Genomic DNA, 24073 nt, shown 5'->3' with positions numbered 1-24073 from the left:
CAATTTTTTGAGTTTCAGACGGCCTTTTCTCAACCTACAAACTTAACGTCCTGCTTTCAACACGCGGCGTGCAAACACAAACATACCGAAAACAAAAAACACCAAGCCCAGCCATTTGGCGGCCGTATCCCAGTTTTCCAGGTTCAGGGCCAAAGGCGCATCCGAACCGCCGTTGGTTACCGAGAAGGCAATGATAAACGCCATAATCACACCGATCAGGCTCTCGCCGACAATCAAACCGGCGGAGAACAGCGTACCGATACGTTCCGCATTTTTCAGACGGCCTTCACGGTTTTCCTGACGGCGGGCGATGACGGATTTCAACACCGCCGCCAATACCGCACCGATCACAATCGGCATATTCACAGACGGCGGCAGGTAAATACCCATGCCCACGGCCAATACCGGCAAAGCACGCTTGCCGCCGGAGGATTTGCGCAATGTGAAATCGACCGCGATCAACGCCACGCCGATGGCCACGCCGGTGAAAATATAATCCCATTGCAGATTGTGTGAGAAAATACCTTGGGCGATGGTGGTCATCAAAGTTGCCTGAGGCGCGGCAAGGGCTTGGGCCGCATCCATGCCTTCACGCGGCATCGCGCCGGTAAAGCCGTAGGCTTCATACAAAAGCTCCAACACAGGCGAAATCACCAATGCACCGACAACGCAGCCGATAATCAGCGCAACCTGCTGTTTCCAAGGCGTCGCTTTTACCAGATAACCCGTTTTCAAATCCTGCAGGTTGTCATTGGAAATCGAAGCCACACAAATCACAGACGCGCCGCAAAACAGCGTCAACGCCAGCAGGAATTTGCGGTTTGCCTCATCAGCCATCAAGCCGCCGGATTCGCCGACCAGCAGCAACACCAGCGAAATAATGACGATAGAGACGATGCCCACACCCGAAATCGGGCTAGAAGACGAACCGACCAAACCTGCCATATAACCGCAAGCAGCCGCCACCAAAAAGCCGATAATCGAAGCCAGCAACGTACATACGACCACCAACAGCCAAGCCAAACCGCCTGAAATATGCGAGTCGCCGATAAAGTGGAAGAAGGACACGCCCAACACCAGCATCATCGCCAACACCCAGGCAATCATCGCCTTAGGCGACAAATCCTGTTCCGTGCGTTCGGTCATCTGCACGCCGCCGAAATTGCGGAAAGACAGGCGCATACCCTCGACCATCGGTTTCATCAAAGTCAACAGCGTCCAAATAGCCGCAATACCGATCGTACCCGCGCCGATAAAACGGACTTTTTCCTTCCACAAAGACATCGCAAAAGGAATCATCTCCATATCGGCAGGTTGCGGAATATGCGCCGACAGATAAGGCACGGCCACACCCCAGGCAATCGAAATACCCAGCAAAATCGCGATACCGCCGGTCAGGCCGACCAAATAGCCCGCGCCCAGCAAGGCCAAAGAAAAGCCCATCGGCACTTGGAACACCGACGCGCCGCCTTTAAACCAAAAGCTCGCGCTGTCCGCCACCACGCGCAAACCGCTTGCGCAAAAGCTCATCAAACCAGCCAATGCGCCGCCCGACACCAATTCCTTGATACCGCTGCCGCCTTCCTGTTGGTCCGCATCATGGTCGCCAACCTTCAAAATCTCGGCCGCCGCCACACCTTCCGGATAAGGCAAATCGCTCTTCACCACCATCGCATAACGCAAAGGCACAGTGAAAATCACGCCCAAAATACCGCCGGACATACACAGCAGCGTAGTCTGCCAAAACGGAAAGCCAGCCCAATAACCGGCCATCAACAAACCCGGCAAAATAAAAATAATACTAGAGAGCGTACCCGCGGCCGAAGCCTGAGTCTGCACCATATTATTTTCCAGAATATTGCTGCCTTTAAAAAACTTCAAAACCGCCATCGAAATTACCGCAGCCGGAATCGAAGATGCAAAAGTCAAGCCCACCTTCAAGCCCAAATACACATTGGATGCCGTAAAAATCACCGTAATCAACGCGCCGAGTATCATCCCCCGCAGCGTCAGTTCACGGAAACTCGCATAAGGATCAACCGCCTGTTTCATAAAAATCTTCCTGTATCAGGTAAACAATCAAATCAAAACTTTTCAGACGGCCTTTTGATACATCCATCAGGCCGTCTGAAAAGCCTCTCTTTTACCATTTTAATGAACTATCCGACTACACGCAAAAACCCTATTTATTTTCATTTGACACCAAACAATAAAATCATATCGATACAGACGTTTGGGGCAGTTTATCGGTTTCAGGTAAAATAACGCCAAATTCATCAACCGTTCAGAAAGCCGCCGCCATGTATTCACTCGTCCGCCCCATCCTATTTCGTTTCGATGCAGAAAAGGCCCATCATTTCACGCTCAACAGTTTGCGTACCGCCGATAAACTCGGCCTGCTGCCCAAGGTGGACAGCCACACCCGGCCAACCGAGCTGATGGGTTTGCAGCTGCCCAATCCGGTCGGCTTGGCGGCAGGTTTGGACAAAAACGGCGAGTGTATCGATGCGTTTGCCGCTTTGGGTTTCGGCTTTGTCGAAATCGGCACGGTCACGCCCAAGCCGCAGCCGGGCAATCCGCAGCCGCGCCTTTTCCGTGTTCCCGAACACCAAGGCATCATCAACCGCATGGGTTTCAACAACCACGGCATCGACGCGATGATCCGCAACATTGAAAACAGCCGCTTTAAAGGCATTTTGGGCATCAACATCGGTAAAAATGCCGTTACGCCGATTGAAAACGCGGCCGACGATTATCTGATTTGCTTGGAAAAAGCCTACGCCCACGCGAGCTATATCACGGTCAATATTTCCTCCCCCAATACGAAAAACCTGCGCGCTTTGCAAGGCGGCGACGAATTGAGCGCATTGTTGGAAGCCTTGAAAAACAAACAGGCGCAACTGGCGGCCGCGCATGGCAAATATGTGCCGCTGGCGGTCAAAATCGCGCCGGATTTGGACGAAGCGCAAATCGACGACATCGCCCATGTGGTCAAATCTGTGGAAATGGACGGCATCATCGCCACCAACACGACCATCGACAAATCAAGCTTGGGCAACCATCCGCTCGCAGGCGAACAAGGCGGCTTGAGCGGCTTGCCCGTACGCGAGAAAAGCAATCAGGTGTTGAAACTTTTGGCAGAACGCATTGACGGCAAGCTGCCGATTATCGGCGTCGGCGGCATTATGAACGGCGCAGACGCGGCAGAAAAAATCCGTTTGGGCGCCAGTGCGATTCAAGTGTACAGCGGTTTGATTTATCGCGGCCCTGAGTTGATTAAAGAGTGTTTGGCTGCGTTGAAATAATACTTTCCTAAAAAATAAGGCCGTCTGAAATCTTTCAGACGGCCTTTTGCTATGGTTTCATTCTTCAAACAGATTACCTTGTGCCAATAAGGTTTTGACTGGTGCGAAATCGCGGCGGTGTTCCGGCAATACGCCGTATTGTTTCAATGCGGCCAAATGTTGCGCCGTGCCGTAGCCTTTGTGGCGGTCAAACCCGTATTGCGGATAGCGTTTCGCCAATTCATACATTTCTGCATCACGCGCGGTTTTAGCCAAAACCGAAGCGGCGGAAATCTCGATGATTTTGCTGTCGCCTTTGACCACGGCTTCGGCAGGGACATTCAAATCTTTCGGCACGCGGTTGCCGTCTATCCACACTTTGTCGGGAGTAACCGACAGCCCCTCGATGGCGCGCTTCATCGCGGCCATGGTTGCGTGCAGGATGTTCAGTTGCAGGATTTCGTCGGGGTCGGCAAAGGCAATGCTCCACGCAACCGCCTGTTCCTTAATCATCTGCGCCAACATATCGCGCTTTTTTTCGCTCAGTTTTTTTGAGTCGGTCAAACCCGGCAGGTCAAAATGTTCCGGCAAAATCACTGCCGCCGCAAATACGCTGCCGACCAAAGGGCCGCGTCCCGCTTCGTCCACGCCTGCGCTTAAAACCGTCGCCATTTCTTCACCGCCTGTCTGATTCAAAGCCGCCATTATATCCGCTTGCGGCAGATAAAATCCGCAATAGGACAAGCCGTTTGGGAGCAGTTCAAATTTCATCTGCTTTACCAATCAGTTATAATTTACATCCCCACATACCGATACGTCTTACAACATGCCTGCCCAATCCGAACGCCTCCATTTTTCCGAACGCTGGCTCAACGCCTACGAACGCTACCGCTATCGCCGCCATATCCATGCCTTCCGCCTCGGCTTGGCAATCGTGTTTTCCACCCTGTTGGCCAAAGTCTTCCACCTGCAACACGGCGAGTGGATCGGCATGACCGTCTTTGTCGTCCTCGGTATGCTGCAATTCCAAGGCGCGATTTACTCCAAAGCGGTCGAACGAATGCTCGGCACGGCCATCGGTTTGGGTGTTGGGTTGGCCGTTTTATGGTTGAATCAGCATTATTTGCAAGACGGCGTTTTCTTCTATCTGATTATCGGTGCCGCCAGCGCGGTGGCCGGTTGGTTGGCAGTCGGCAAAAACGGCTATGTCGCCATGCTTGCCGGTTTGACCATGTGCATGCTCATCGGCGACAGCAGCCACCATTGGCTCGACAGCGGCCTGATGCGCGCCATGAACGTTTTGATTGGTGCCGCCATCGCCATTGCCGCCGCCAAACTCCTGCCCCTACGCTCCACCCTGATGTGGCGCTTCATGCTTGCCGACAACCTCACCGACTGCGCCAAAATGATTGCCGAAATCAGCAACGGCAAACGCATGACGCGCGAGCGTTTGGAACAAAACATGATTAAAATGCGCCAAATCAACGCCCGTATGGTCAAAAGCCGCAGCCATCTGGCCGCCACATCCGGCGAAAGCCACATCAGCAACAATATGATGGAAGCCATGCAGCATGCCCACCGCAAAATCGTCACCACCACCGAGCTGCTCCTGACCACCGCCGCCAAACTGCGCGCGCCCACGCTCAACGAAAGCGAAATCCGCCTGCTCGACCGCCATTTCAACCAACTCCAACGCGAGCTTCGGCTGACCGTCCGCCTCATCAAAGGCCACTACGCCCGCCGTATCCGCATCGATACTTCGCTCAATACGGAACTGAGCAAACCTGCCGCCCGCCTGCATTACGACTGGCAAGGCTTCCTCTGGCTCAGTACCAATATGCGTAACGAAATCGCCGCATTGGTGATCCTGTTGCAACGTTCGCGCAATAAATGGTTGGACAAAAAAGAGTTGCAACGCCTCAAAGAACACCTGCGCAACGATACCGATCCAGAGCAACAATAGGCCGTCTGAAAAACACAAACTCAAAATAAAAGACAAAAACGAATTAGCCGCCGATAACATCGGCCAATAAAAAGGCCGTCTGAAACTCAATGGTTCAGACGGCCTTTCAATCAATCCAAGCAACAATAAATGCCGCATAAAGCAAAATCCCCTGCGATTGCAGGGGATTTTTATATTTGGTTGCGGGAGCAGGATTCGAACCTACGACCTTCGGGTTATGAGCCCGACGAGCTACCATGCTGCTCCATCCCGCGTCAGAAGTTGTAACTATACGGAAAGACGTAATCGCTGTCAAGCGTTTTTGACAGAAAATGCGAAAAACGCCGCTTTACAAAAAACCATCCGCATGGTTTAATTTTTCGTTAATAAAGAAACAGGGGTGCTGCTTTCAAATCGAGCGGCTGAGAAATACCCTTTACACCCGAACAGGATAATACCTGCGTGGGGAGTTTCGGCAAAGGTATTTTTAGACGGTTGATTGAAGATATCCAAAGGCCGTCTGAAAAAAAGCAATGCTCCTGTTTCCATTTCATAACCGAGAAACAGGAGCAATTTTTTATGACTACCGCTAAAAAAACCGGCGATGAGGCACGCCGTCTTTCCGACTTGAGCGAAGACATCGGCATCCGCTTCCAATATCCCAATTCCTACCGCGTCTATATCCCGGGCAGCCGCGCCGACATCCGCGTGCCTTTGCGCGAAATCCGTCAGGACGACACCTACACGGCGCAAGGTACGGAAGCCAATCCGCCGATTCCAGTGTACGACACCAGCGGCGCATACGGCGATCCGGTGGCACACATCGATCTAAAACAGGGTCTGCCGCACGTCCGCACCGCATGGCTGGATGAACGCGGCGATACCGAAATCCTGCCCAAGCTTTCCAGCGAATACGGCACCGAACGCGCGCACGATCCGAAAACCGCCCATCTGCGCTTCAACCAAATCACCCGCCCGCGCCGCGCCAAAGCAGGCCGCAATGTAACCCAGCTCCACTACGCCCGCCAAGGCATCATTACGCCGGAAATGGAGTTTGTCGCCATACGCGAACGCATGAAGCTGGACGAGCTTTTCAGACGGCCTGAATACGCCAAGCTCTTGAAACAACATGCAGGGCAAAGTTTCGGTGCGAATATCCCGACCCATCCCGACCAAATCACGCCCGAATTCGTGCGTCAAGAAATCGCCGCCGGACGCGCGATCATCCCTGCCAACATCAACCATCCCGAACTCGAACCGATGATTATCGGCCGCAACTTCCGCGTCAAAATCAACGGCAACTTGGGCAACTCCGCCGTCACTTCCAGCCTGACCGAAGAAGTCGAAAAAATGGTGTGGTCGCTGCGTTGGGGCGCGGACACGATTATGGACTTATCCACAGGCGCGCACATCCACGAAACGCGCGAATGGATTATCCGCAACGCGCCCGTCCCCATCGGTACCGTGCCGATTTACCAGGCCTTGGAAAAAACCGGCGGCATCGCCGAAGACCTGACTTGGGATTTGGTGCGCGACACCTTAATCGAGCAGGCAGAACAAGGTGTGGACTATTTCACCCTGCACGCAGGCGTATTGCTGCGTTATGTACCGATGACGGCCGACCGCCTCACCGGCATCGTATCACGCGGCGGCTCCATCATGGCGAAATGGTGTCTCGCCCATCATCAGGAAAACTTCCTCTACACGCATTTCGACGAAATCTGCGAAATCATGAAAGCCTACGACGTATCGTTCAGCCTCGGCGACGGCCTTCGTCCCGGCTGCATTGCCGATGCCAACGACGAATCCCAATTTGCCGAGCTGCACACCTTGGGCGAATTGACCGCCAAAGCGTGGGAGCATGATGTCCAAGTCATGATTGAAGGCCCGGGCCATGTACCGTTGCAACGCGTGAAAGAAAACATGACCGAAGAGCTGCAACATTGTTTTGAAGCGCCTTTCTACACCCTCGGCCCGCTCGTTACCGACATCGCCCCCGGCTACGACCACATCACCTCGGGCATAGGCGCAACCAATATCGGCTGGTACGGCACAGCCATGCTCTGCTACGTTACCCCGAAAGAGCATCTCGGCCTGCCCGATAAAGAAGACGTGCGCACCGGCATCATCACCTACAAACTCGCCGCCCATGCCGCCGACCTCGCCAAAGGCTGGCCGGGTGCACAATTACGCGACAACGCCCTGAGCAAGGCGCGTTTTGAGTTCCGCTGGCGCGACCAATTCCGCTTAAGCCTCGACCCCGAACGCGCCGAGAGCTTCCACGACGAAACCCTGCCTGCCGAAGGCGCGAAAATCGCCCACTTCTGCTCAATGTGCGGTCCCAAATTCTGCTCGATGAAAATCACACAGGAAGTGCGCGACTACGCCGACAAGCAAAAAGCCCAACAGCAAGGCATGGAAGAAAAAGCGATTGAGTTCGTCAAAAAAGGAGCGAAGCTTTACAGTTAAAACGTAAAACAAGAAAAGGCCGTCTGAAAATGTTTCAGACGGCCTTTTTAGCGAATAGTCTTGAAGCCAAGCAATACGCCCTGCGGCTGCTTATTTTTCCACCCTGCGGAAATGGTGCGGACGGAAGCCGAGCGCGGCGAGGGAAACGAAGTAGAGGCCGCCACCCAAGGCAATCAGGACGCAGAGTTGGCCTGCTTTTTTAAAGCCGCCGACGTGCACCCATTCAAACGGCAGATAATATTGCGCCAGCCATAAACCGCCGCCCATGACGACCAAAGAGATGACCATTTTGACCAAAAACGCTGCCCAACCTTTTCCGGGACGGTAGATGCCGTGTTTGCGTAAAAGGAAAAACAGCAAACCTGCATTCAGACACGCACCCAAACCGATAGCGAGGGACAGGCCGACGTGTTTGAGCGGAGAAATGAAGGCAAGGTTCATCAACTGCGTGCAAATCAGCGTGAAAATAGCGACTTTAACGGGGGTTTTGATGTTTTGGCGGGCGTAGAAACCGGGAGCCAACACTTTAATCATAATCAGGCCGATCAAGCCGAAGGAATAGGCAATCAGCGCGTGTTGGGTCATTTGCGCGTCGTGCAGCGTAAATTCACGGTACATGAACAAGGTCGTAACCAGAGGGAAAGACAACACGGCAAGGCCGACGGCGGCAGGCAAGGTCAGCAGCATGCACAGGCGCAAACCCCAGTCGAGCAGGCCGGAAAACCGCTCGGTATCCTGACTGGCTGCGTGTTTGGACAAGGTAGGCAACAAAATTGTACCGAGTGCCACGCCCAAAACGCCGGTCGGCAATTCCATCAACCGGTCGGCGTAATACATCCACGACACGCTGCCGGACTGCAAAAACGAGGCAAAAATGGTGTTGATAACCAAGGAAATCTGCGCCACGCTCACGCCCAAAATAGCCGGCCCCATCTGTTTCATTACGCGGTTGACTGCCGCATCTTTAAAGCTGAGTTTGGGCATTTTCAAGAAGCCCAGTTTCGCCAGCCAAGGCAGTTGGAACACCAGCTGCAACACACCGCCGACAAATACCGCCCACGCCAACGCCATAACAGGCGGATCAAAATACGGTACAAAAAACAGGGAAAAGACGATAAAGGAAATGTTCAAAAATGTCGGCGTAAAGGCGGGAATACCGAATTTATGATAGGAATTGAGTATCGAGCCGACAAAAGACGACAAGGAAATCAAAAAGATATAAGGAAACGTCACCCGCAGCAAGTCGATGGAGAGCTGAAACTTATCGGCTTCTTTGGCAAAACCGGGTGCAGAAACATAAATCACCCACGGCGCGGCAAGTATGCCCAGCGCAGTAACGATGACCAGCACAAACGACAACATACCGGCCACATGACGCACAAACGCCTGCGTGGCTTCGGGCGAGCGGGTTTCTTTGTATTCCGCCAAAATCGGTACGAAGGCTTGGGCAAATGCGCCCTCTGCAAACACGCGCCGCAGCAGGTTGGGCAGTTTGAACGCGACAAAAAACGCATCTGTCGCCATGCCTGCACCAAACGCACGGGCGATAATCGTATCGCGCACAAAACCTAAAATGCGCGACACCATCGTCAGGCTGCCAACCTTGGCCAATGCTCCCAATAAATTCATGTATTTTCCTTACTTGTCTTTCAGGCCGTCTGAAAATCCGGCTTCTTCCAATACTGCCGCCGCAGCCAATGCCGCCGTATCTTTTTTCAACAGCAGATGCAAGGCGTAGAAATCCTGTTCCAACGCGGCTACGGCTTCAGGGCAGTCATACCAGTCTGCCACGGCCTGCGCCAGTTTTTCAGGGACGGCATCATGTTGCAGCAACTCGGGAACGGCGGCTTTACCCAACAGAATATTGGGCAAACCGACATGCGGCACTTTGATTTTGTTTTTCACATACGCATAAGTCAGCGGCGAAATTTTGTAGCTGATGACCATAGGCCGCTTACACAAGGCCACTTCCAAAGTCGCCGTACCGCTGGTGACCAATACCACGTCGGCAGCGGTGCAAACCGTATCCGACTGCTTGTCAGTCAGCGTGATGGGAAGGGCGGCAAATTCAGGTTGCGTCAAAATTTCACTAATACGTTTGCGCGTTGCGACCGTCGCCACAGGCAGCAAAAACTGTGCCTGCGGATAACGTTTCAGCAGCAATAAGGCCGTCTGAAAAAACACCGCCGCCATGTAATCGATTTCGCTCACGCGGCTGCCGGGCAAGATGGCAAACACGGGCACGTCCGCAGGCACGCCCAGCTTCTGCCGAGCCGCTTCCCTATCCGCTTCCACGGGCATGGTTTGCGCCATCGGATGGCCGACAAATTCGGCCTTGCCGCCGGCATCGATATAAAGCTGGGGCTCCATCGGAAACAGGCACAACACGCGGTTGACCTGATGCACGATTTTATTGACCCGTTCGCGCCGCCACGCCCAAACCGACGGGCTGACGTAATGTATGGTATGAATGCCTGCCTGCTTGAGTTTTTCCGCCACGCCGAGATTAAAGTCCGGCGCATCGATGCCGATAAACACATCCGGCTTGAGGCGGATTAAATCGTTCACCAGCCCTTTGCGGATTCTCAAAATCTGCGGCAGGCGTTTGATGACCTCAACAAAACCGCGTACCGCCAGCTTTTCCTGATCGTACAAACTCTCGAAACCCTCCGCCTTCATGCGCTCGCCGCCGATGCCGGTAAACCGCGCGTTCGGACAGCGCGCCTTAATGGCACGGATTAAGTGTGCGCCGAGCAAGTCGCCGGAAGCTTCGCCGACGCTGATGGCGATAAGGGGGGAAGGATTGGAATTCATGTATTGAGGTTTAAACGCTAAAAGATTTTGGGCAGACATTTGCCTACCCGTTTTCAGACGGCATCTGCGGTAAACGGACAGGAAACCTGCCCTACTGCGCGGATTTTTGCAATCCAAAGGCCGTCTGAAAAGGTTTCAGACGGCCTTCAATCCATCCATCAACGGATAATGCCGCGTGTGGATTGTGCAAAAAATTCTTTAAATACCGCCAATTCGCTTTGTGTTTCGGCGCGTTTCAGAATCTCTGCCTTAGCCTCTTCAAACGGAATGCCGCGATGGTAAATGGTTTTATACGCATCTTTGACGGAGGCAATCTGTTCGGCAGTGAAACCATTGCGGCGCATACCTTCGCTGTTGAGGCCGGCCGGTTCGGCGCGGTAGCCTGCGGCCATAAAGTATGGCGGTACGTCTTTGTGTACCCCGGCGGCAAACGCGGTCATGGCGTAGTCACCGATTTGGCAGAATTGGAACACCAGCGTGTAGCCGCCCAAGACGACGTAGTCGCCGATGGTAACGTGACCTGCGAGTGAGGCGTTGTTGGCGAAGATGGTATGGTTGCCGACCACGCAGTCATGGGCGAGGTGGCAGTAGGCCATAATCCAGTTGTCGTCGCCGATACGGGTTTCGCCGATGCCGGTGACCGTACCAAGGTTGAACGTCGTAAATTCGCGGATGGTGTTGCCGTTGCCGATAATCAGCTTGGTCGGCTCGTCGCGGTATTTTTTGTCCTGCGGAATTTCGCCGAGGCTGGCAAATTGGAAAATGCGGTTGTTTTCACCGATGGTCGTATGGCCGTTGATGACGACGTGCGGGCCGATTTCGGTATTCGCACCGATTTGGACATTGGAGCCGATGATGCTGTACGGGCCGACTTTGACGCTGGAGTCGAGTTCGGCTTTAGGGTCGATGACGGCGGTCGGATGAATAAGGGTCATGCTGTCTCCTTGCTGTCTGATACAGGTATTGCCTGCAAGATGCCGTCTGAACTTTCAGACGACCTGTCCCATTCTTACACCACGCGTTTGGCGCACATAATCACGGCTTCAACGGCAACTTGGCCGTCGACTTTGGCAACGGCGTTGAATTTGCCGATACCGCGTTTGTTGGTCAACAGCTCGACTTCAAAAACCAGTTGGTCGCCAGGGATAACTTGGCGTTTGAAACGGGCGTCATCGATACCGGCGAAGAAGAAGAATTCGTTTTCTTTGCGGCCGCCTTCGCTGAGGATGGCCAGTGTGCCGCACGCTTGCGCCATGGCTTCGATGATCAGCACGCCTGGCATCACGGGCAGGTCGGGAAAGTGGCCTTGGAACTGCGGCTCGTTCATGGTGACGTTTTTAATTGCAGTCAGGGTTTTCATCGGTTCGAACGCAGTAATGCGGTCGAGTTGCAAAAACGGATAACGGTGTGGGATAAGTTTTTGAATGTCTTTGGCTTCGATCGGGAGTTGTACGTCCATGATGTTCGTCTTTCCTTGTTTGTATTGGGTTTAAACGTATTCGGATGCGGGGGCGGACTGTTTGCGCCGCCTTTAGGCTTCGCCGCTGTCGGCAAGCTGTTTTTCCAGCGTTTTGAGGCGTTTGTTCATTTCGCTCAAACGGTGGATATAAACGGCATTGCGCGCCCAGTCTTTGTAGCTCGACATCGGGAAAATACCGGCCAAATGCTGGCCGCTTTCGGTAATGCTGTGGGTGACGGATGTACCGCCGCCGATGGTGGTTTTATCGGCGATTTCGATGTGTCCGACCGTACCGACGCCGCCGCCGATAATACAATAATTGCCGATGGTGACGCTGCCGGAAATGCCGGTCTTGGCGGCGATAACGGTGTGCGAACCGATTTTGCAGTTGTGACCGATTTGGACTTGGTTGTCGATTTTGGTACCGTTGCCGACGGTCGTGTCGCTCATTGCGCCACGGTCAATGTTGGTATTTGAACCGATTTCCACATCATCGCCCAGCGTGACTGCGCCGGTTTGCGGAATTTTAAACCATGAATCGCCGGCAAAGGCCAAGCCGAAACCGTCTGCGCCGATGACGGCGCCGCTGTGGATTTCAACACGGTTGCCCAAAGTGCAGCCGTAATAGATGACAGAGTTGGGATGCAGCACGACTTCATCGCCCAACGTGCAATCGTGTTGGACAACAGCATTGGCCAAAATACGGCAGCCTTCGCCCAATACGGCATTCGCGCCGATATAGGCATTCGCGCCGATTTCGCAGCTTGCCGGTACTTTGGCACTGGCTTCGACAACGGCAGTCGGATGTACGCCACCCTGTGCTTTGACAATCGGCGAGAACAATCGTGCCACTTTGGCAAAATAAAGATAAGGGTCGGCAGCTACAATCAGGTTGCGGCCCGCAAATTCATCTGCGGCTTTCGGCGACACAATCACTGCGCCTGCCTGACTGTCGTGCACTTCGGCTTTGTATTTCGGGTTGGCCAAAAAGCTGATGTGTTCTGCCTGCGCCTGATCCAACGGATGGACGGCGGTAATGGCGATGTCTTCGCCTTTCCATTCGCCGCCGAGTTGGGAAACGATTTGGGACAGGGTGTATGCTTGTGAAGTCATGATAATCTGCCGTCAAGATGTCAGGCCGTCTGAAAGTTGCCGGTTTGGGTTTCAGACGGCCTTAGGTTTGTCTGTATGGTTACATTCGCTGCCGAGCAGGGTCAGTGAGCATTTAGGGCTTTGATAACGCTGTCGGTAATGTCGTAGCGGCCGTTGACGTAAATCACGTCCTGCAAGATGAAGTCGTAACCTTCGCGTTTGGCCAAATCGACGATGACGCGGTTGGCATTTTGCTGGAGCGCGGCGAATTCTTCATTGCGGCGCAGGTTGTAGTCTTCTGCCAACTCGGCCTGCTGCTTGCGGAATTTCTGTACCAGATCGCGCCATTTTTGGGTTTCCGCTTCCCTTTGGCTGTCGCTGAGCTTGTCGCCGCTCAGTTTTCGCTCCAAAGCCTCGCCTTCCTGTTGCAACTTTTGCAAGGCGGTTTGACGGCTTTTGAACTCTTTTTCCAAAGTCATCTGAATGTTTTGCGCCTGCTTGGATTCCTGATAAACGCGCTCGGTATTGATAAAACCGATTTTCTGTACGCCATCCGCCGCCGCTTGCGGCAACAGCACGAAACCCGGCAGGGCTACGGCGAGGACACGGAGGGTATCGGCTATTTTACTCATGATAAAAATCCTTGCTTGAAAACAAACGGGCGGTTTGCAATAAGCTTGCCGCCAATCTGCCATGAGGCCGTCTGAAACGGACAAACCCGGTTTCAGACGGCCTAAACATCATCAGAATGTCGTACCGAGTTGGAATTGGAAGCGTTGGATTTCGTCGCCTTCTTTTTTCTTAATCGGATAAGCATAACTGAACTTCATCGGACCCAGCGGAGAGAGCCAGGTCACGGCAGCACCGGCAGAGTAACGCAATTCGTTTTTGAATGTCGATTTGTGCGTTGTGCCTACGCCATACACGTTTTGAAGCGCGCCATTGGTGTAATAAGAATTGCTGCTGCTGTCATTGTAGGTTTTGTCATCCCACACGCTGCCCGCATCGGCAAACAGGCTCAGACGGACGGTACGAGAGTCTTTAATGCCCGGCATCGGGAAGAGCAACTCTGCGGAAACGTTGGCTTTTTTGTTACCGCCGTAGCTGATTTTCTCGCCGTATTCGTCATAAACTTTCGGGCCCAGCGTACCGCTTTCAAAGCCGCGGACAGAGCCTAAGCCGCCGCCGTAGAAGTTTTCAAAGAACGGCATGGTTTTGGTTTTGCCGTAGCCGTTGCCATAACCGACTTCACCACCCAACATTAATGTGAAATCTTTGCTCAACGGGAAGAACCAAGTTTGGTTGTGGGTCAGAGTGTAGTATTGCAGGTCGCTGCCCGGCAAGGCGATTTCGCCGTTTACGCCGGTCAGGTAACCGCGGGTCGGCCACAAGGCATTGTCGGTTTTGTTACGGCCCCAGCCGATGGTACCTTTGTACAACCAGCCTTTGAAGTTACCCACGCCGCTGCCATCGCCTTTACCGTATTGGTTGATAAAGTCGGCATAGCGTTTAGGCGCGCCTTTGTAGGTGTTAACAGTCAGACGCTCTGCGGCCAAACCGAAGTTCACACGGTCATATTCGGTAACCGGAATACCGATACGCAAACCGCCGCCGAAAGTTGTGGTTTTATATTGTTTCGCGCTGGAAGAAGCTTTACGCGGGTCGTAAGTCTTACCATAAAGGTCGTAGCCCAAGCTTACGCCGTCAGGTGTGAAGTATGGGTCGGTAAACGACAACGAGCCGTTTACTGTGGTTTTACTGCGGGAAGCGCGCAGTGCAACGGATTTACCCGTACCGAACAGGTTGTCTTGAGCCACACCGGCAGACATCACCAAACCGGTATCCTGAACCCAACCTGCGCTCAAGTCGAGCGAGCCGGTAGAACGTTCGGTCAGACTCATGTTCAGGTCAACTTGGTCAGGCGTATTGGCCACAGGAACCGCATCAAATTGAACGTTATCGAAATAGCCCAACAACTCAACGCGCTCTTTAGAACGTTGCAGTTTGGCAGAGTCGTAAGGCGCCGATTCCATTTGGCGCAACTCGCGGCGGATGACTTCGTCACGGGTTTTGTTGTTGCCGGTAATGTTGATTTCGTTCACATAGATTTTGCGGCCCGGTTGAACGGTCAGCACAAAATCAACGGTATGTGTTTCGGCATTTGGAATCGGTTGGACATTGATCTCGCTGAATGCGTAACCTGCCTGACCCATGCGGTTTTGAATGGCTTCGAGCGAATTGGACATTTGCGCTCGCTCGTACCATTTGCCCGGCTTCATGGTCAGCAGTTTTTCCAAATCTTCTTTCGGCACTTCCAGCGTATCGCCTTCGATGCGTACATTGCCCCAGCGGAAGCGGTCGCCTTCGCTGACAGTTACTTTAATGGTTTGCTTGGTTTTGTCTTCGTTGGTTTGGATATCAGTATCCAAAATACGGAAGTTGAAGTAGCCGTTGTTTTGGTAGTAATTGGTAATTTTTTCCATGTCCTGAGCAAATTTTTGCTCATTGAACTGGTTGCTCTTGGTGATCCAAGTCCACATGCCGCCTTCGCTCAGGGACATTTGTTTCAGCAGGCGGCGGTCGGAATAAACTTCGTTGCCTTCAAATGAAATATCGGTAATCTTGGTAGATTTGCCCTCTTCGATGGCAATATCGATAGACACGCGGTTGCGGGCGAGTTTGGTTACGGTCGGAGTGATTTGGACAGACTGTTTGCCACGGCTCAAATACTCTTCTTTCAAACCGGCAACGGCTTGGTTCAGCGTTGCTTGGTTGAAGTATTGGGATTGCGCCAAACCGAAGGCTTCAAGGTTTTTCTTGATGGCATCGTTTTGCAACATTTTTGCGCCGGTAATATTGAGCGAGCTGATGGTCGGACGCTCAATCACGGTCAGCAGGACTTGATTGTCCATAGTCTCGACGCGTACGTCGTCAAAGAAACCGGTTGCATAGAGTTTTTTGATGATTTCTTCACTGCGCGCATCATTGAAATTATCACCGACTTTAACGGGTAGGTAGTTGAAGACGGTACTCGGCTCGGTGCGTTGCAGGCCTTCGACGCGGATGTCCTGAATGGTAAAGTCAGCCAATGCCAAGGGAGACAGGCTCAATACCATTAAAGCGGAAGCAATCTGGTTCAGTTTCATAAATTATCCAAACAAACGGTTGATGTCATTAAAGAAAGCCACAGCCATCATCAAAAGCATGGCTGCCAGTCCGAAGCGCAGGCCGACTGCCTGTATGCGCTCGCTCAAAGGCTTTCCGCGTATCCATTCGGCGGTATAGAAAACCAAATGTCCGCCGTCTAAAACGGGTACGGGCAAAAGGTTCAACACGCCTAAGCTGATGCTGACCAAGGCCAGAAATTCGAGGTAGCTCTGCAATCCGAGTTTGGCGGACTGTCCGGCGACATCGGCAATGGTCAGGGGGCCGGAAATATGGTTCAAAGAGGCATTGCCTGTAACCAGTTTTCCGAAAAATTTGAGGGTCGTCCACGAATAGTTGACGGTTTTGTTCCAACCCAATTCAAAGGCTTGGGCAACGGAAGGCGTATAACGGTAGCGGATGGTTTTATCCCACTCTTTATCCGCCTGAGCGGCAAGCCCTGCCCGACCCACCAACACGCCCGCCGACTGCTCGACGCTGTCCGGCCGGATAGCGGTCGCCAGTATTTTACCGTCGCGCTCGTAAGTCAGCTCGATTCGTTTGCCGGGGCTGGCGCGGAAGAGTTCCGTCCATGCTTGCCAGCTTTCGATGGGCTTCCCATCGGCGGTCAGCAGTTTGTCGTTTTCCTTCAAACCTGCTTTTTCGGCGGGACTATTGGCCAAGACTTTGCCGATGCGGTTAGTAATTCTAAAAGGCAAAAGGCCGATGTTGCCTTGGTTTTTCGCAACTTTACCTGCTTCAGGCGTGCCGGCGGCATCAATTATGCGGATGGCTTGGGTATTTGAGGCCGTCTGAACAGCAACTTTTACAGGGCCGGCTTCAAGGTTCAGCACCATCTCGGTTTGCGCATCACTCCAGTCTTTAACGGCAATTCCGTTGACCGAAACAATCTTATCGCCTGCCTGAAAACCTGCTTTGGCGGCAATACTGGCAGGCTCGACCATGCCGACATAGGGGCGCAACTCGGTTACGCCGAAGGAAAAGCTCAAACCGTAAAGCAAAACGGCCAAAATCAAATTGGTCAAAGGGCCGGCAGCGACAATGGCGATGCGCTTGGCCGGATGCTGCTTGTCAAAGGCGTACGGCAAATCTGCCTCTGCCACTTCGCCTTCGCGCGTATCGACCATTTTAACGTAACCGCCCAGCGGAATCGGGGCAAGACACCACTCGGTATCGCCGCGTTTTCGGGTGAAAAAGGGCTTACCGAAGCCGACGGAAAAGCGCACGACTTTAACGCCGCACCAGCGGGCAACAATATAGTGTCCGAACTCATGCAGGCTGACCAAAATCAGAATGGCGACGATAAAGGCTAAAAAGGTTTGCAAAAAAATCCCCTGAGTGGAATGTGATAATCAACGGATAAGGCCGTCTGAAAACCGATTATAAAGGCAGTTGTTCCATTTTGTCTGCCTAAATGCCAAGCGGTTGACGTTTCAGACGGTCTGTCATTGAAGCTTTAATATTTACCGATAAAGGCTTCTGCCTGTCTGCGTGTTTGCGCGTCTTGCGCCAGCAGGCTTTCAATATCATGACGGCCGTCTGAAAAATCTTGGGCAAGGCAGTGGGCAACAACTTGGGCAATATCGGTAAACTTGATGCGTTTATCTAAAAAAGCGGCCACGGCAACTTCGTTGGCGGCGTTCAACACGCAAGGCGCGGCACTGCCTGCATTCATGGCCTGATAGGCAAGTTTCAGACATGGGAAACGGTCAAAGTCAGGCTTTTGGAAGGTCAGCGCGGACAATGCGCTGAAATCCAGCTCGCCTACGCCGGAATCGATGCGTTCGGGCAGGCCCAAACAATAAGCAATCGGCGTACGCATATCGGGATTGCCCAACTGCGCCAATACCGAACCATCGCGATAACGCACCATGCTGTGAATCACGGATTGCGGATGAATGACGACTTCCAGTTTTTCCGGCGGACAGTTAAACAGCCAATGCGCCTCAATCAATTCCAAGCCCTTATTCATCATTGACGCGGAATCAACGGAAATTTTGCGCCCCATGCTCCAATTCGGATGCTTGACCGCCTGCTCGGGCGTAATGCTGTCAAATGTACTTAAATCGGTGTTAAGGAATGGGCCACCCGATGCGGTCAGGATAATCGAATTGATACCGTGCTCATTCAGACGGCCTGTGTAATCCCTTGGCAATACTTGGAAAATGGCGTTGTGTTCGCTGTCAATCGGCAAGACGGTGGCGCCGTTTTGACGGGCGGTTTCCATAAACAATGCGCCGGAAACCACCAGCGTTTCTTTGTTTGCCAGATAAATGGTTTTGCCTTTTTGAGCGGCGGCCAAAGCCGACGGCAAGCCGGCCGCACCGACAATGGCACACATCACGCCGCTGACTTCATCGGCAGAGGCGACATCAATCAGGGCTTGAGCACCATATAAAACCTGCGTATTGATGCCTTCTTGTTTGAGTTTCTTTTCCAGCTCGGCCGCATGACCGGCATCGCCGACAACGGCATATTCTGGACGGAACTGTTTGCATTGCGCCGCCAGCTTGTCCACCTGTCTATGCCCTGCCAGCGCGAACATGCGGAATTTTTCGGGATGACGGGAGACAACGTCTAAAGTGCTTTCGCCTATGCTGCCGGTACTGCCTAATATGGTCAGAACTTGTTGTGTCATGGTGTGTTCTTTGTGTGCTGTGCAAACGGTATTCATTGTGTTTGAAATAAATTTCTTTGCCGTTTCCAATTTTCAGACGGCCTTTTGCCTCCCAGCTGAAAAGGCCGTCTGAACGAATTACTCAATGCCGTATTCGATGGTAACAACCAGTCGGACTTGTTTGCCGACGGTGCTTTTATCGTAAGAACCGCCGTACTCGTCGTCCTCGCTGCTGCCGGTGTCGGCATAGATGTTGAACGAGCCTTGCGAAGCAGAACGCATGGCACCCACTTTGCCGCCGCCGGTTTTGGCAAATTCGGCCGCGCGTTTCTGCGCATCCTCAGTCGCCTGCGTAATCAAATCGCGTTTGATGGTTTCCAAATTGCCCAGCAAATATTGCGGATTATCGAAGCGGATAAATTCGTTTTGCGCACGGAAATTCAAAATGGCGCGCTGTGCTGCTTGGATTTTGTCCAATTTTTTGGTGTTAACCACAATATTGAGGTCGCCATCGTAGCCGTTGGGCGTGCGGGTTACGTTGCCCAGTTCGTCTCGGGTTTCATTGAAAACGCGCGACACTTCAGGCAGGCCCACTTTCATTTCAGCCGCCGTAAAGCCTTGCTCACCCAAAAACTTAGACAGCTTCTTGCGTCTTGCCGTCAACAGATCCAAAACTTCCTGATAGCTCTCGCCGTGTGCATTTACGCCCGTATTCCACGTTGCGCTGTCGGATTGAAAGTTTTTCTCTGCCAAACCTTTTACGGTGATTGTCCCCGGTTGGCGCAGATTCTTAAACTGCACGCCTAAAATAAACGCCGCAGCCATCAATCCCAGTGCCAACAATACGCCCAATATCGATAAAGATGAAATCTGTTTTTGTTCGGACATAATCAGCTCCCCCAATCATATAAGACAGGCGGTTTAAAACAAATATACAAAGGCGGCATAAATGCTGATAACGGCAATCAGGCTGTCCACACGATCGAACACGCCGCCGTGTCCCGGCAACAGATTGCTGCTGTCTTTGATACCGGCCGCACGTTTGAGCCAGCTTTCCAGCAAATCGCCGCACACGCTGACAACGGTCAGAATCAAGCCGATCAAAATCGTTTTGAACCAACCGGCTTCAAAGGCCAGCCAACCGGCTTTCCATACGCTGGTCATGTACACGGCAACGCATAATGCGCCGCCGATCGCACCTTCCCAGCTTTTACCCGGGCTAATGGTCGGCGCAATTTTGCGCTTGCCAAACGACTTGCCGCAGAAATATGCACCAATATCGGCCACCCACACCAAACCCATAATTGCCAATAAAGACAGCGCGTCTTCAGGCTGAGGGCGCAGGTAAACCAGTGCGAACCAAAACGGCATCACCAACAACCAACCGACCGTATAAGCCTGCCAGCCGCCGTTTAACTTCCATTTCGCTTTCAGCCACCAAGGCATGACAATCAGCCAAAACGCCAATACGACATACCAAACTAAATCAGGCAACTGCCAACCGCCGGCATAGGCAATCACGCCAAACACCAGCGTTGAAGCCAAATAATGATTGATTTTCAGCTTGTCCAAGCCGCTCATACGGGCATATTCCCACAAAGTCAGCATGGCAATCAGGCCGCAAAACGCCGCCCACAGCCACATAGGCGCATAAAACAGCATACCCAGCATCAGCGGCAAAAGCCACAGCGCCGTCAAAATCCGTTGTTTCAACATAGTTCTCAACCCCGTTGCTGCTCAACCGGCAGCTGTTCGGAAGTCCGCCCGAAGCGGCGCTCCCGTTTTTGGAACGAAGCAATCGCCTCGTTCAACGATTTCTCATTAAAGTCAGGCCACAGCGTATCCGTAAAATACAATTCCGCATACGCCATCTGCCACAGAAGGAAATTGCTGATGCGCGTCTCGCCGCCGGTTCGGATAAACAAATCCGGCTCGGGTGCATCGCCCAACATCAAATAGCGCGACAACGCCTCTTCCGTAATCTCAGTGACACCCTCGGCAATCAACTGATTTGCCGCCTGCAAAATATCCCAGCGGCCGCCATAATCGGCGGCAATGCTCAAAGTCAAACCGGTATTGTTTGCCGTCAACGCTTCTGCCGCCTCAATCCCCTTCAGGATTTCAGCATTAAACCGCTCGCGGCTGCCGATGACTCTCAAGCGCATATTGTTATCGTGCAAACGGCGCACCTGCTTTTGCAAAGCCTGCAAAAACAGCCCCATCAGAAAAGAAACCTCTTCCTCGGGGCGTCGCCAGTTTTCAGTCGAAAAAGCAAACACGGTCAAATACTGCACACCCAGTTCAGCACAATGCTTCACCATGTTCTCCAGCGCATCCAAGCCGCGCTTATGCCCCATCACACGGGGAAGAAAACGCTTCTTTGCCCAACGTCCGTTGCCGTCCATAATCACAGCAATATGTCGGGGGATGGCAGAGTGTTCCAAAATCGTCTGCGTACTGCTTTTCATGTCTGCCTTTCAGGGAGCAAACCGTCCAAAGGCCGTCTGAACGGTTTGCACACAGGATTAAATCGCCATCAAATCTTCTTCTTTGGCAGCCAAGAGCTTGTCTGCCTCAGCAATGTATTTGTCGGTCAACTTCTGAACCGCTTCCTCGCCACGACGTGCTTCATCTTCAGAAATCTCTTTGTCTTTCAACAGTTTTTTGATGTGGTCGTTTGCATCACGGCGTACATTGCGGATAGACACACGGCCTTCTTCTGCCTCACCGCGTACCACTTTAATCAAATCTTTACGGCGTTCCTCAGTCAACATAGGCATAGGGACACGGATCAAATCGCCGACAGAAGCAGGGTTCAGGCCCAAGTTGGAATCACGGATCGCTTTCTCGACTTTTGCAGCCATATTGCTCTCGAAAGGTTTCACACCAATCGTACGCGCATCCAAAAGCGTTACGTTTGCCACTTGGCTCACAGGCACCATGCTGCCCCAGTATTCCACTTCCACTTGGTCAAGCAGGCCGGTATGCGCACGGCCGGTACGCACTTTAGCCAGATTGTCTTTCAATACTTCCAGAGAACGCTGCATTTTGCCTTCAGCTGTCTTTTGAATATCATTAATCATCTTATACTTTCAATTTCATAGGAATAAAACAGGATTAACCGAGAATAGTACCGTTAAACCGCCCTCACGACAAGGCTTTACGCCCCAACAGCCTTGTTTTCTAACCGATATTTAACATCAAACAAAATAAAGGCCGTCTGAAAGATTTTCAGACGGCCTTTTCCTTATTCAAATCCAATTCCTACTCTCTATTTCGCTCATTCCAAAAGTAACGCCATACGAAGCATGGGAAAGCAAAAATCAGGTAGAGGCAGACAACGGTCGCGTAAAACTCCCAATCTTGAGCATGCACGGCACCGGCGCGTGATTCGAGAATATAGGCGAGGATCGCGGTAAGAAGGAAACCTGCCAGCAATTCGATCAAGTGATGGCCGATGTGTTTGCGTTTCAGGGCGATGATGCCGAAGAATTTGGTAGTAATAAATGGTGCGTTGGCAAAGATAAGTACCAACAGCAAAAGAATGTACATGGATGCGGTCATGATGGTCTTTCTGTTTTCAGACGGCCTGTGTGTGATTTTAACATGTTAAATGGGCATTATTGCCCATCATTATCCGTGGAATATTCAATATCTTGATGATACCTGCTTGATGATTGTTCAAAGGCTTGAGGTCGTCTGAACTTTGGGTATATTTCATCCGAATGCGAATCCTAACAAAAACGGCGGCTTTGGAACAGCCGCCGTTGGTTTTGTTTGAAGCTTACAGGGTATTTTCCAATGCTTTGGCACACCAGTCGATAACGGTTTGCGGCATGATACCCCACAAGAGCAGCAAGAAGGCATTGACCGTCAGGACAAATTTGGCGGCATAGTTACTGCCGACCGGCTGGTCATGATCAGGCGCATCGAAGTAGATGACTTTGACCACGCGCAGGTAGTAGAAGGCGCCAATCAGCGACATGATGACGGCAAATACGGACAACCAAACATGGCCTTGTTTCAAGAGTGCCATAATCACGCCGAATTTGGCGTAAAAACCCATCAGCGGCGGAATACCCGCCATGGAGAACATAGACAGCAGCATCAGGAAGGCAAACCATGCATGGCGGTGGTTGAGGCCTGCGAGGTCTTTGATGTCTTCACACTCAATATCTTTGGTAGACAATACCATCAAAACACCGAAGCTGACTGCCGCCATCACAGCATAGGTAATGGCGTAATACAAACCTGCGGTAAAGCCAACTGCGCCTGCCATAAACGCCAACAGGATAAAGCCCATGTGCGATACGGTGGAGTAGGCAAGCATACGTTTGATATTGGTTTGTATGATAGCGGCAAGGTTACCGACCACCAAAGATGCAACGGCAAGGATGGCCAACATCAGCGCCCAGTCTGAATGTATGGTACCCATACCGGTAACAAGGATACGGAACGCAAAGACAACGGCGGCAATTTTTGGAGCCGTGCCCACAAAGGCGGTAACAGAGGTCGGCGCGCCATCGTACACATCGGGTACCCACATATGGAATGGAACCGCACCCAATTTAAATGCAATGGCAACCACAATAAATACCACGCCTAATTTCAGCAGCCATTCATTGGCCTGCTTATTAGCCGCAGAAGCCAAGACTGAAGCAAAATCAAGGGAACCGGTGGCACCGTAAACCATGGAAATACCATAGAGCAACAAGCCGGAAGCCAATGCGCCCAATACAAAGTATTTCAGCGCGGCCTCAGCAGAACGACCGGAATCGCGACGTAGGGCAATCATGGCATACAGCGATAAAGACAACAATTCCAAACCGATATACGCAGTCAGGAAATGTGCCGAGCTGACCATGACGCTCATACCCAACAGGGCAAACAGCGACAAAGTGTAAAACTCACCTTTAAAAATTTGGCGGTCTTGGTTGTACGGTTTACTGTAAATAAACAGACTGAATGTCAGTGCATACAACACTAGCTTCGCCAAACGGGACATGCCGTCTGCAATATACATTCCATTAAACGTAAGCAGACTGCCCTGCTCCCATACTGCCAATTGGGTGACGGCCACAATAATGACCGTTCCCAAACTCATCAGATGGGTCAAATAGCGGTTTTTATCGCAAATCCACAAGTCTGCCAGCAATACGACACCTAATAGCGCAAGCAGCACGATTTCGGGCATGGCGGGCATTAAATTCAAATCAGACCAGTTCATTTAC

Annotated in this window: 20 protein-coding genes, 1 tRNA gene and 1 riboswitch; of the genes, 3 read left to right on the top strand and 18 right to left on the bottom strand. The window is 52.2% G+C overall.

Features of this window, described 5'->3' with window-relative positions:
• Window positions 1–42: 42 nt before the first annotated feature.
• Window positions 43–2052: an OPT family oligopeptide transporter gene (locus O3661_RS00710; RefSeq protein WP_371491950.1), complete on the bottom strand. Its 2010-nt coding sequence runs from the start codon at window positions 2050–2052 to the stop codon at window positions 43–45.
• A gap of 248 nt (window positions 2053–2300) precedes the next feature.
• Between O3661_RS00710 and O3661_RS00705 the strand changes: the two genes are divergently transcribed.
• Complete coding sequence (locus O3661_RS00705; RefSeq protein ID WP_371491949.1) at window positions 2301–3305, top strand: quinone-dependent dihydroorotate dehydrogenase; 1005 nt, start codon at window positions 2301–2303, stop codon at window positions 3303–3305.
• A 57-nt stretch (window positions 3306–3362) separates the two neighbouring features.
• Here the strand turns inward: O3661_RS00705 and rnhB are convergent, their stop codons facing one another.
• Window positions 3363–3956 carry a ribonuclease HII gene (gene rnhB / locus O3661_RS00700; RefSeq protein WP_371492061.1) on the bottom strand — a complete coding sequence of 198 codons (594 nt, stop codon included), beginning with the start codon at window positions 3954–3956 and terminating at the stop codon, window positions 3363–3365.
• Between the two features lie 154 nt (window positions 3957–4110).
• On the opposite strand from rnhB, the gene O3661_RS00695 reads away from it, so the two are divergent.
• Window positions 4111–5247, top strand: coding sequence for an FUSC family protein (locus tag O3661_RS00695; RefSeq protein ID WP_371491947.1), 1137 nt, complete (start codon window positions 4111–4113; stop codon window positions 5245–5247).
• A 177-nt stretch (window positions 5248–5424) separates the two neighbouring features.
• Here the strand turns inward: O3661_RS00695 and O3661_RS00690 are convergent.
• A tRNA-Met gene (locus O3661_RS00690) sits at window positions 5425–5501 on the bottom strand.
• Window positions 5502–5612: 111 nt separating this feature from the next.
• A riboswitch (TPP riboswitch) is annotated at window positions 5613–5712 on the top strand.
• Between the two features lie 93 nt (window positions 5713–5805).
• Here O3661_RS00690 and thiC point away from each other — a divergent pair.
• Window positions 5806–7695, top strand: a complete 1890-nt coding sequence (gene thiC, locus O3661_RS00685; protein WP_371491946.1) for a phosphomethylpyrimidine synthase ThiC — start codon at window positions 5806–5808, stop codon at window positions 7693–7695.
• A gap of 90 nt (window positions 7696–7785) precedes the next feature.
• Here thiC and murJ read toward each other — a convergent pair whose 3' ends face one another.
• From murJ to nuoN, 15 genes are all read right to left on the bottom strand, one after another.
• Entirely contained in the window at window positions 7786–9324 is a 1539-nt protein-coding gene (murJ, locus tag O3661_RS00680) for a murein biosynthesis integral membrane protein MurJ (protein ID WP_371491945.1), read from the bottom strand.
• A 9-nt stretch (window positions 9325–9333) separates the two neighbouring features.
• Window positions 9334–10509, bottom strand: a complete 1176-nt coding sequence (lpxB, locus tag O3661_RS00675) for a lipid-A-disaccharide synthase (RefSeq protein WP_371492060.1) — start codon at window positions 10507–10509, stop codon at window positions 9334–9336.
• A 158-nt stretch (window positions 10510–10667) separates the two neighbouring features.
• Entirely contained in the window at window positions 10668–11444 is a 777-nt protein-coding gene (gene lpxA / locus O3661_RS00670) for an acyl-ACP--UDP-N-acetylglucosamine O-acyltransferase (RefSeq protein ID WP_371491943.1), read from the bottom strand.
• A 74-nt stretch (window positions 11445–11518) separates the two neighbouring features.
• Complete coding sequence (gene fabZ / locus O3661_RS00665) at window positions 11519–11968, bottom strand: 3-hydroxyacyl-ACP dehydratase FabZ (protein ID WP_003681704.1); 450 nt, start codon at window positions 11966–11968, stop codon at window positions 11519–11521.
• Window positions 11969–12040: 72 nt separating this feature from the next.
• Window positions 12041–13081, bottom strand: coding sequence for a UDP-3-O-(3-hydroxymyristoyl)glucosamine N-acyltransferase (gene lpxD, locus O3661_RS00660; protein WP_371491942.1), 1041 nt, complete (start codon window positions 13079–13081; stop codon window positions 12041–12043).
• Window positions 13082–13182: 101 nt separating this feature from the next.
• Window positions 13183–13692 carry an OmpH family outer membrane protein gene (locus O3661_RS00655; RefSeq protein WP_371491941.1) on the bottom strand — a complete coding sequence of 170 codons (510 nt, stop codon included), beginning with the start codon at window positions 13690–13692 and terminating at the stop codon, window positions 13183–13185.
• 111 nt (window positions 13693–13803) lie between these two features.
• The gene (bamA, locus tag O3661_RS00650; RefSeq protein WP_371491939.1) at window positions 13804–16206 is read right to left on the bottom strand and encodes an outer membrane protein assembly factor BamA; all 2403 of its coding nucleotides are present in this window, start codon (window positions 16204–16206) and stop codon (window positions 13804–13806) included.
• Window positions 16207–16209: 3 nt separating this feature from the next.
• Window positions 16210–17550 carry an RIP metalloprotease RseP gene (gene rseP / locus O3661_RS00645; RefSeq protein ID WP_049328734.1) on the bottom strand — a complete coding sequence of 447 codons (1341 nt, stop codon included), beginning with the start codon at window positions 17548–17550 and terminating at the stop codon, window positions 16210–16212.
• 131 nt (window positions 17551–17681) lie between these two features.
• Window positions 17682–18863 (bottom strand): 1-deoxy-D-xylulose-5-phosphate reductoisomerase, encoded by a 1182-nt coding sequence (gene ispC / locus O3661_RS00640; protein ID WP_371491938.1) that lies wholly within the window; start codon window positions 18861–18863, stop codon window positions 17682–17684.
• Window positions 18864–18980: 117 nt separating this feature from the next.
• Complete coding sequence (locus O3661_RS00635; protein WP_003747899.1) at window positions 18981–19730, bottom strand: SIMPL domain-containing protein; 750 nt, start codon at window positions 19728–19730, stop codon at window positions 18981–18983.
• Between the two features lie 33 nt (window positions 19731–19763).
• On the bottom strand, window positions 19764–20558 hold the full coding sequence (locus tag O3661_RS00630) for a phosphatidate cytidylyltransferase (protein WP_371491936.1): 795 nt from the start codon (window positions 20556–20558) through the stop codon (window positions 19764–19766).
• A 5-nt stretch (window positions 20559–20563) separates the two neighbouring features.
• The gene (locus O3661_RS00625; RefSeq protein ID WP_049328737.1) at window positions 20564–21310 is read right to left on the bottom strand and encodes an isoprenyl transferase; all 747 of its coding nucleotides are present in this window, start codon (window positions 21308–21310) and stop codon (window positions 20564–20566) included.
• A gap of 57 nt (window positions 21311–21367) precedes the next feature.
• Window positions 21368–21925, bottom strand: a complete 558-nt coding sequence (frr, locus tag O3661_RS00620) for a ribosome recycling factor (protein ID WP_003686718.1) — start codon at window positions 21923–21925, stop codon at window positions 21368–21370.
• A 181-nt stretch (window positions 21926–22106) separates the two neighbouring features.
• Window positions 22107–22406, bottom strand: a complete 300-nt coding sequence (locus O3661_RS00615; RefSeq protein ID WP_371491935.1) for a DUF2818 family protein — start codon at window positions 22404–22406, stop codon at window positions 22107–22109.
• A 220-nt stretch (window positions 22407–22626) separates the two neighbouring features.
• Complete coding sequence (nuoN, locus tag O3661_RS00610) at window positions 22627–24069, bottom strand: NADH-quinone oxidoreductase subunit NuoN (RefSeq protein WP_371491934.1); 1443 nt, start codon at window positions 24067–24069, stop codon at window positions 22627–22629.
• Window positions 24070–24073 lie beyond the last annotated feature (4 nt).

Source organism: Neisseria sp. 20925_1_37 (genome assembly GCF_041433255.1).
GTDB classification, from domain to species: domain Bacteria; phylum Pseudomonadota; class Gammaproteobacteria; order Burkholderiales; family Neisseriaceae; genus Neisseria; species Neisseria flavescens_D.
Note: the sequence above shows the minus strand (reverse complement) of the source record. Positions and strands in the feature narration are given on the sequence as shown.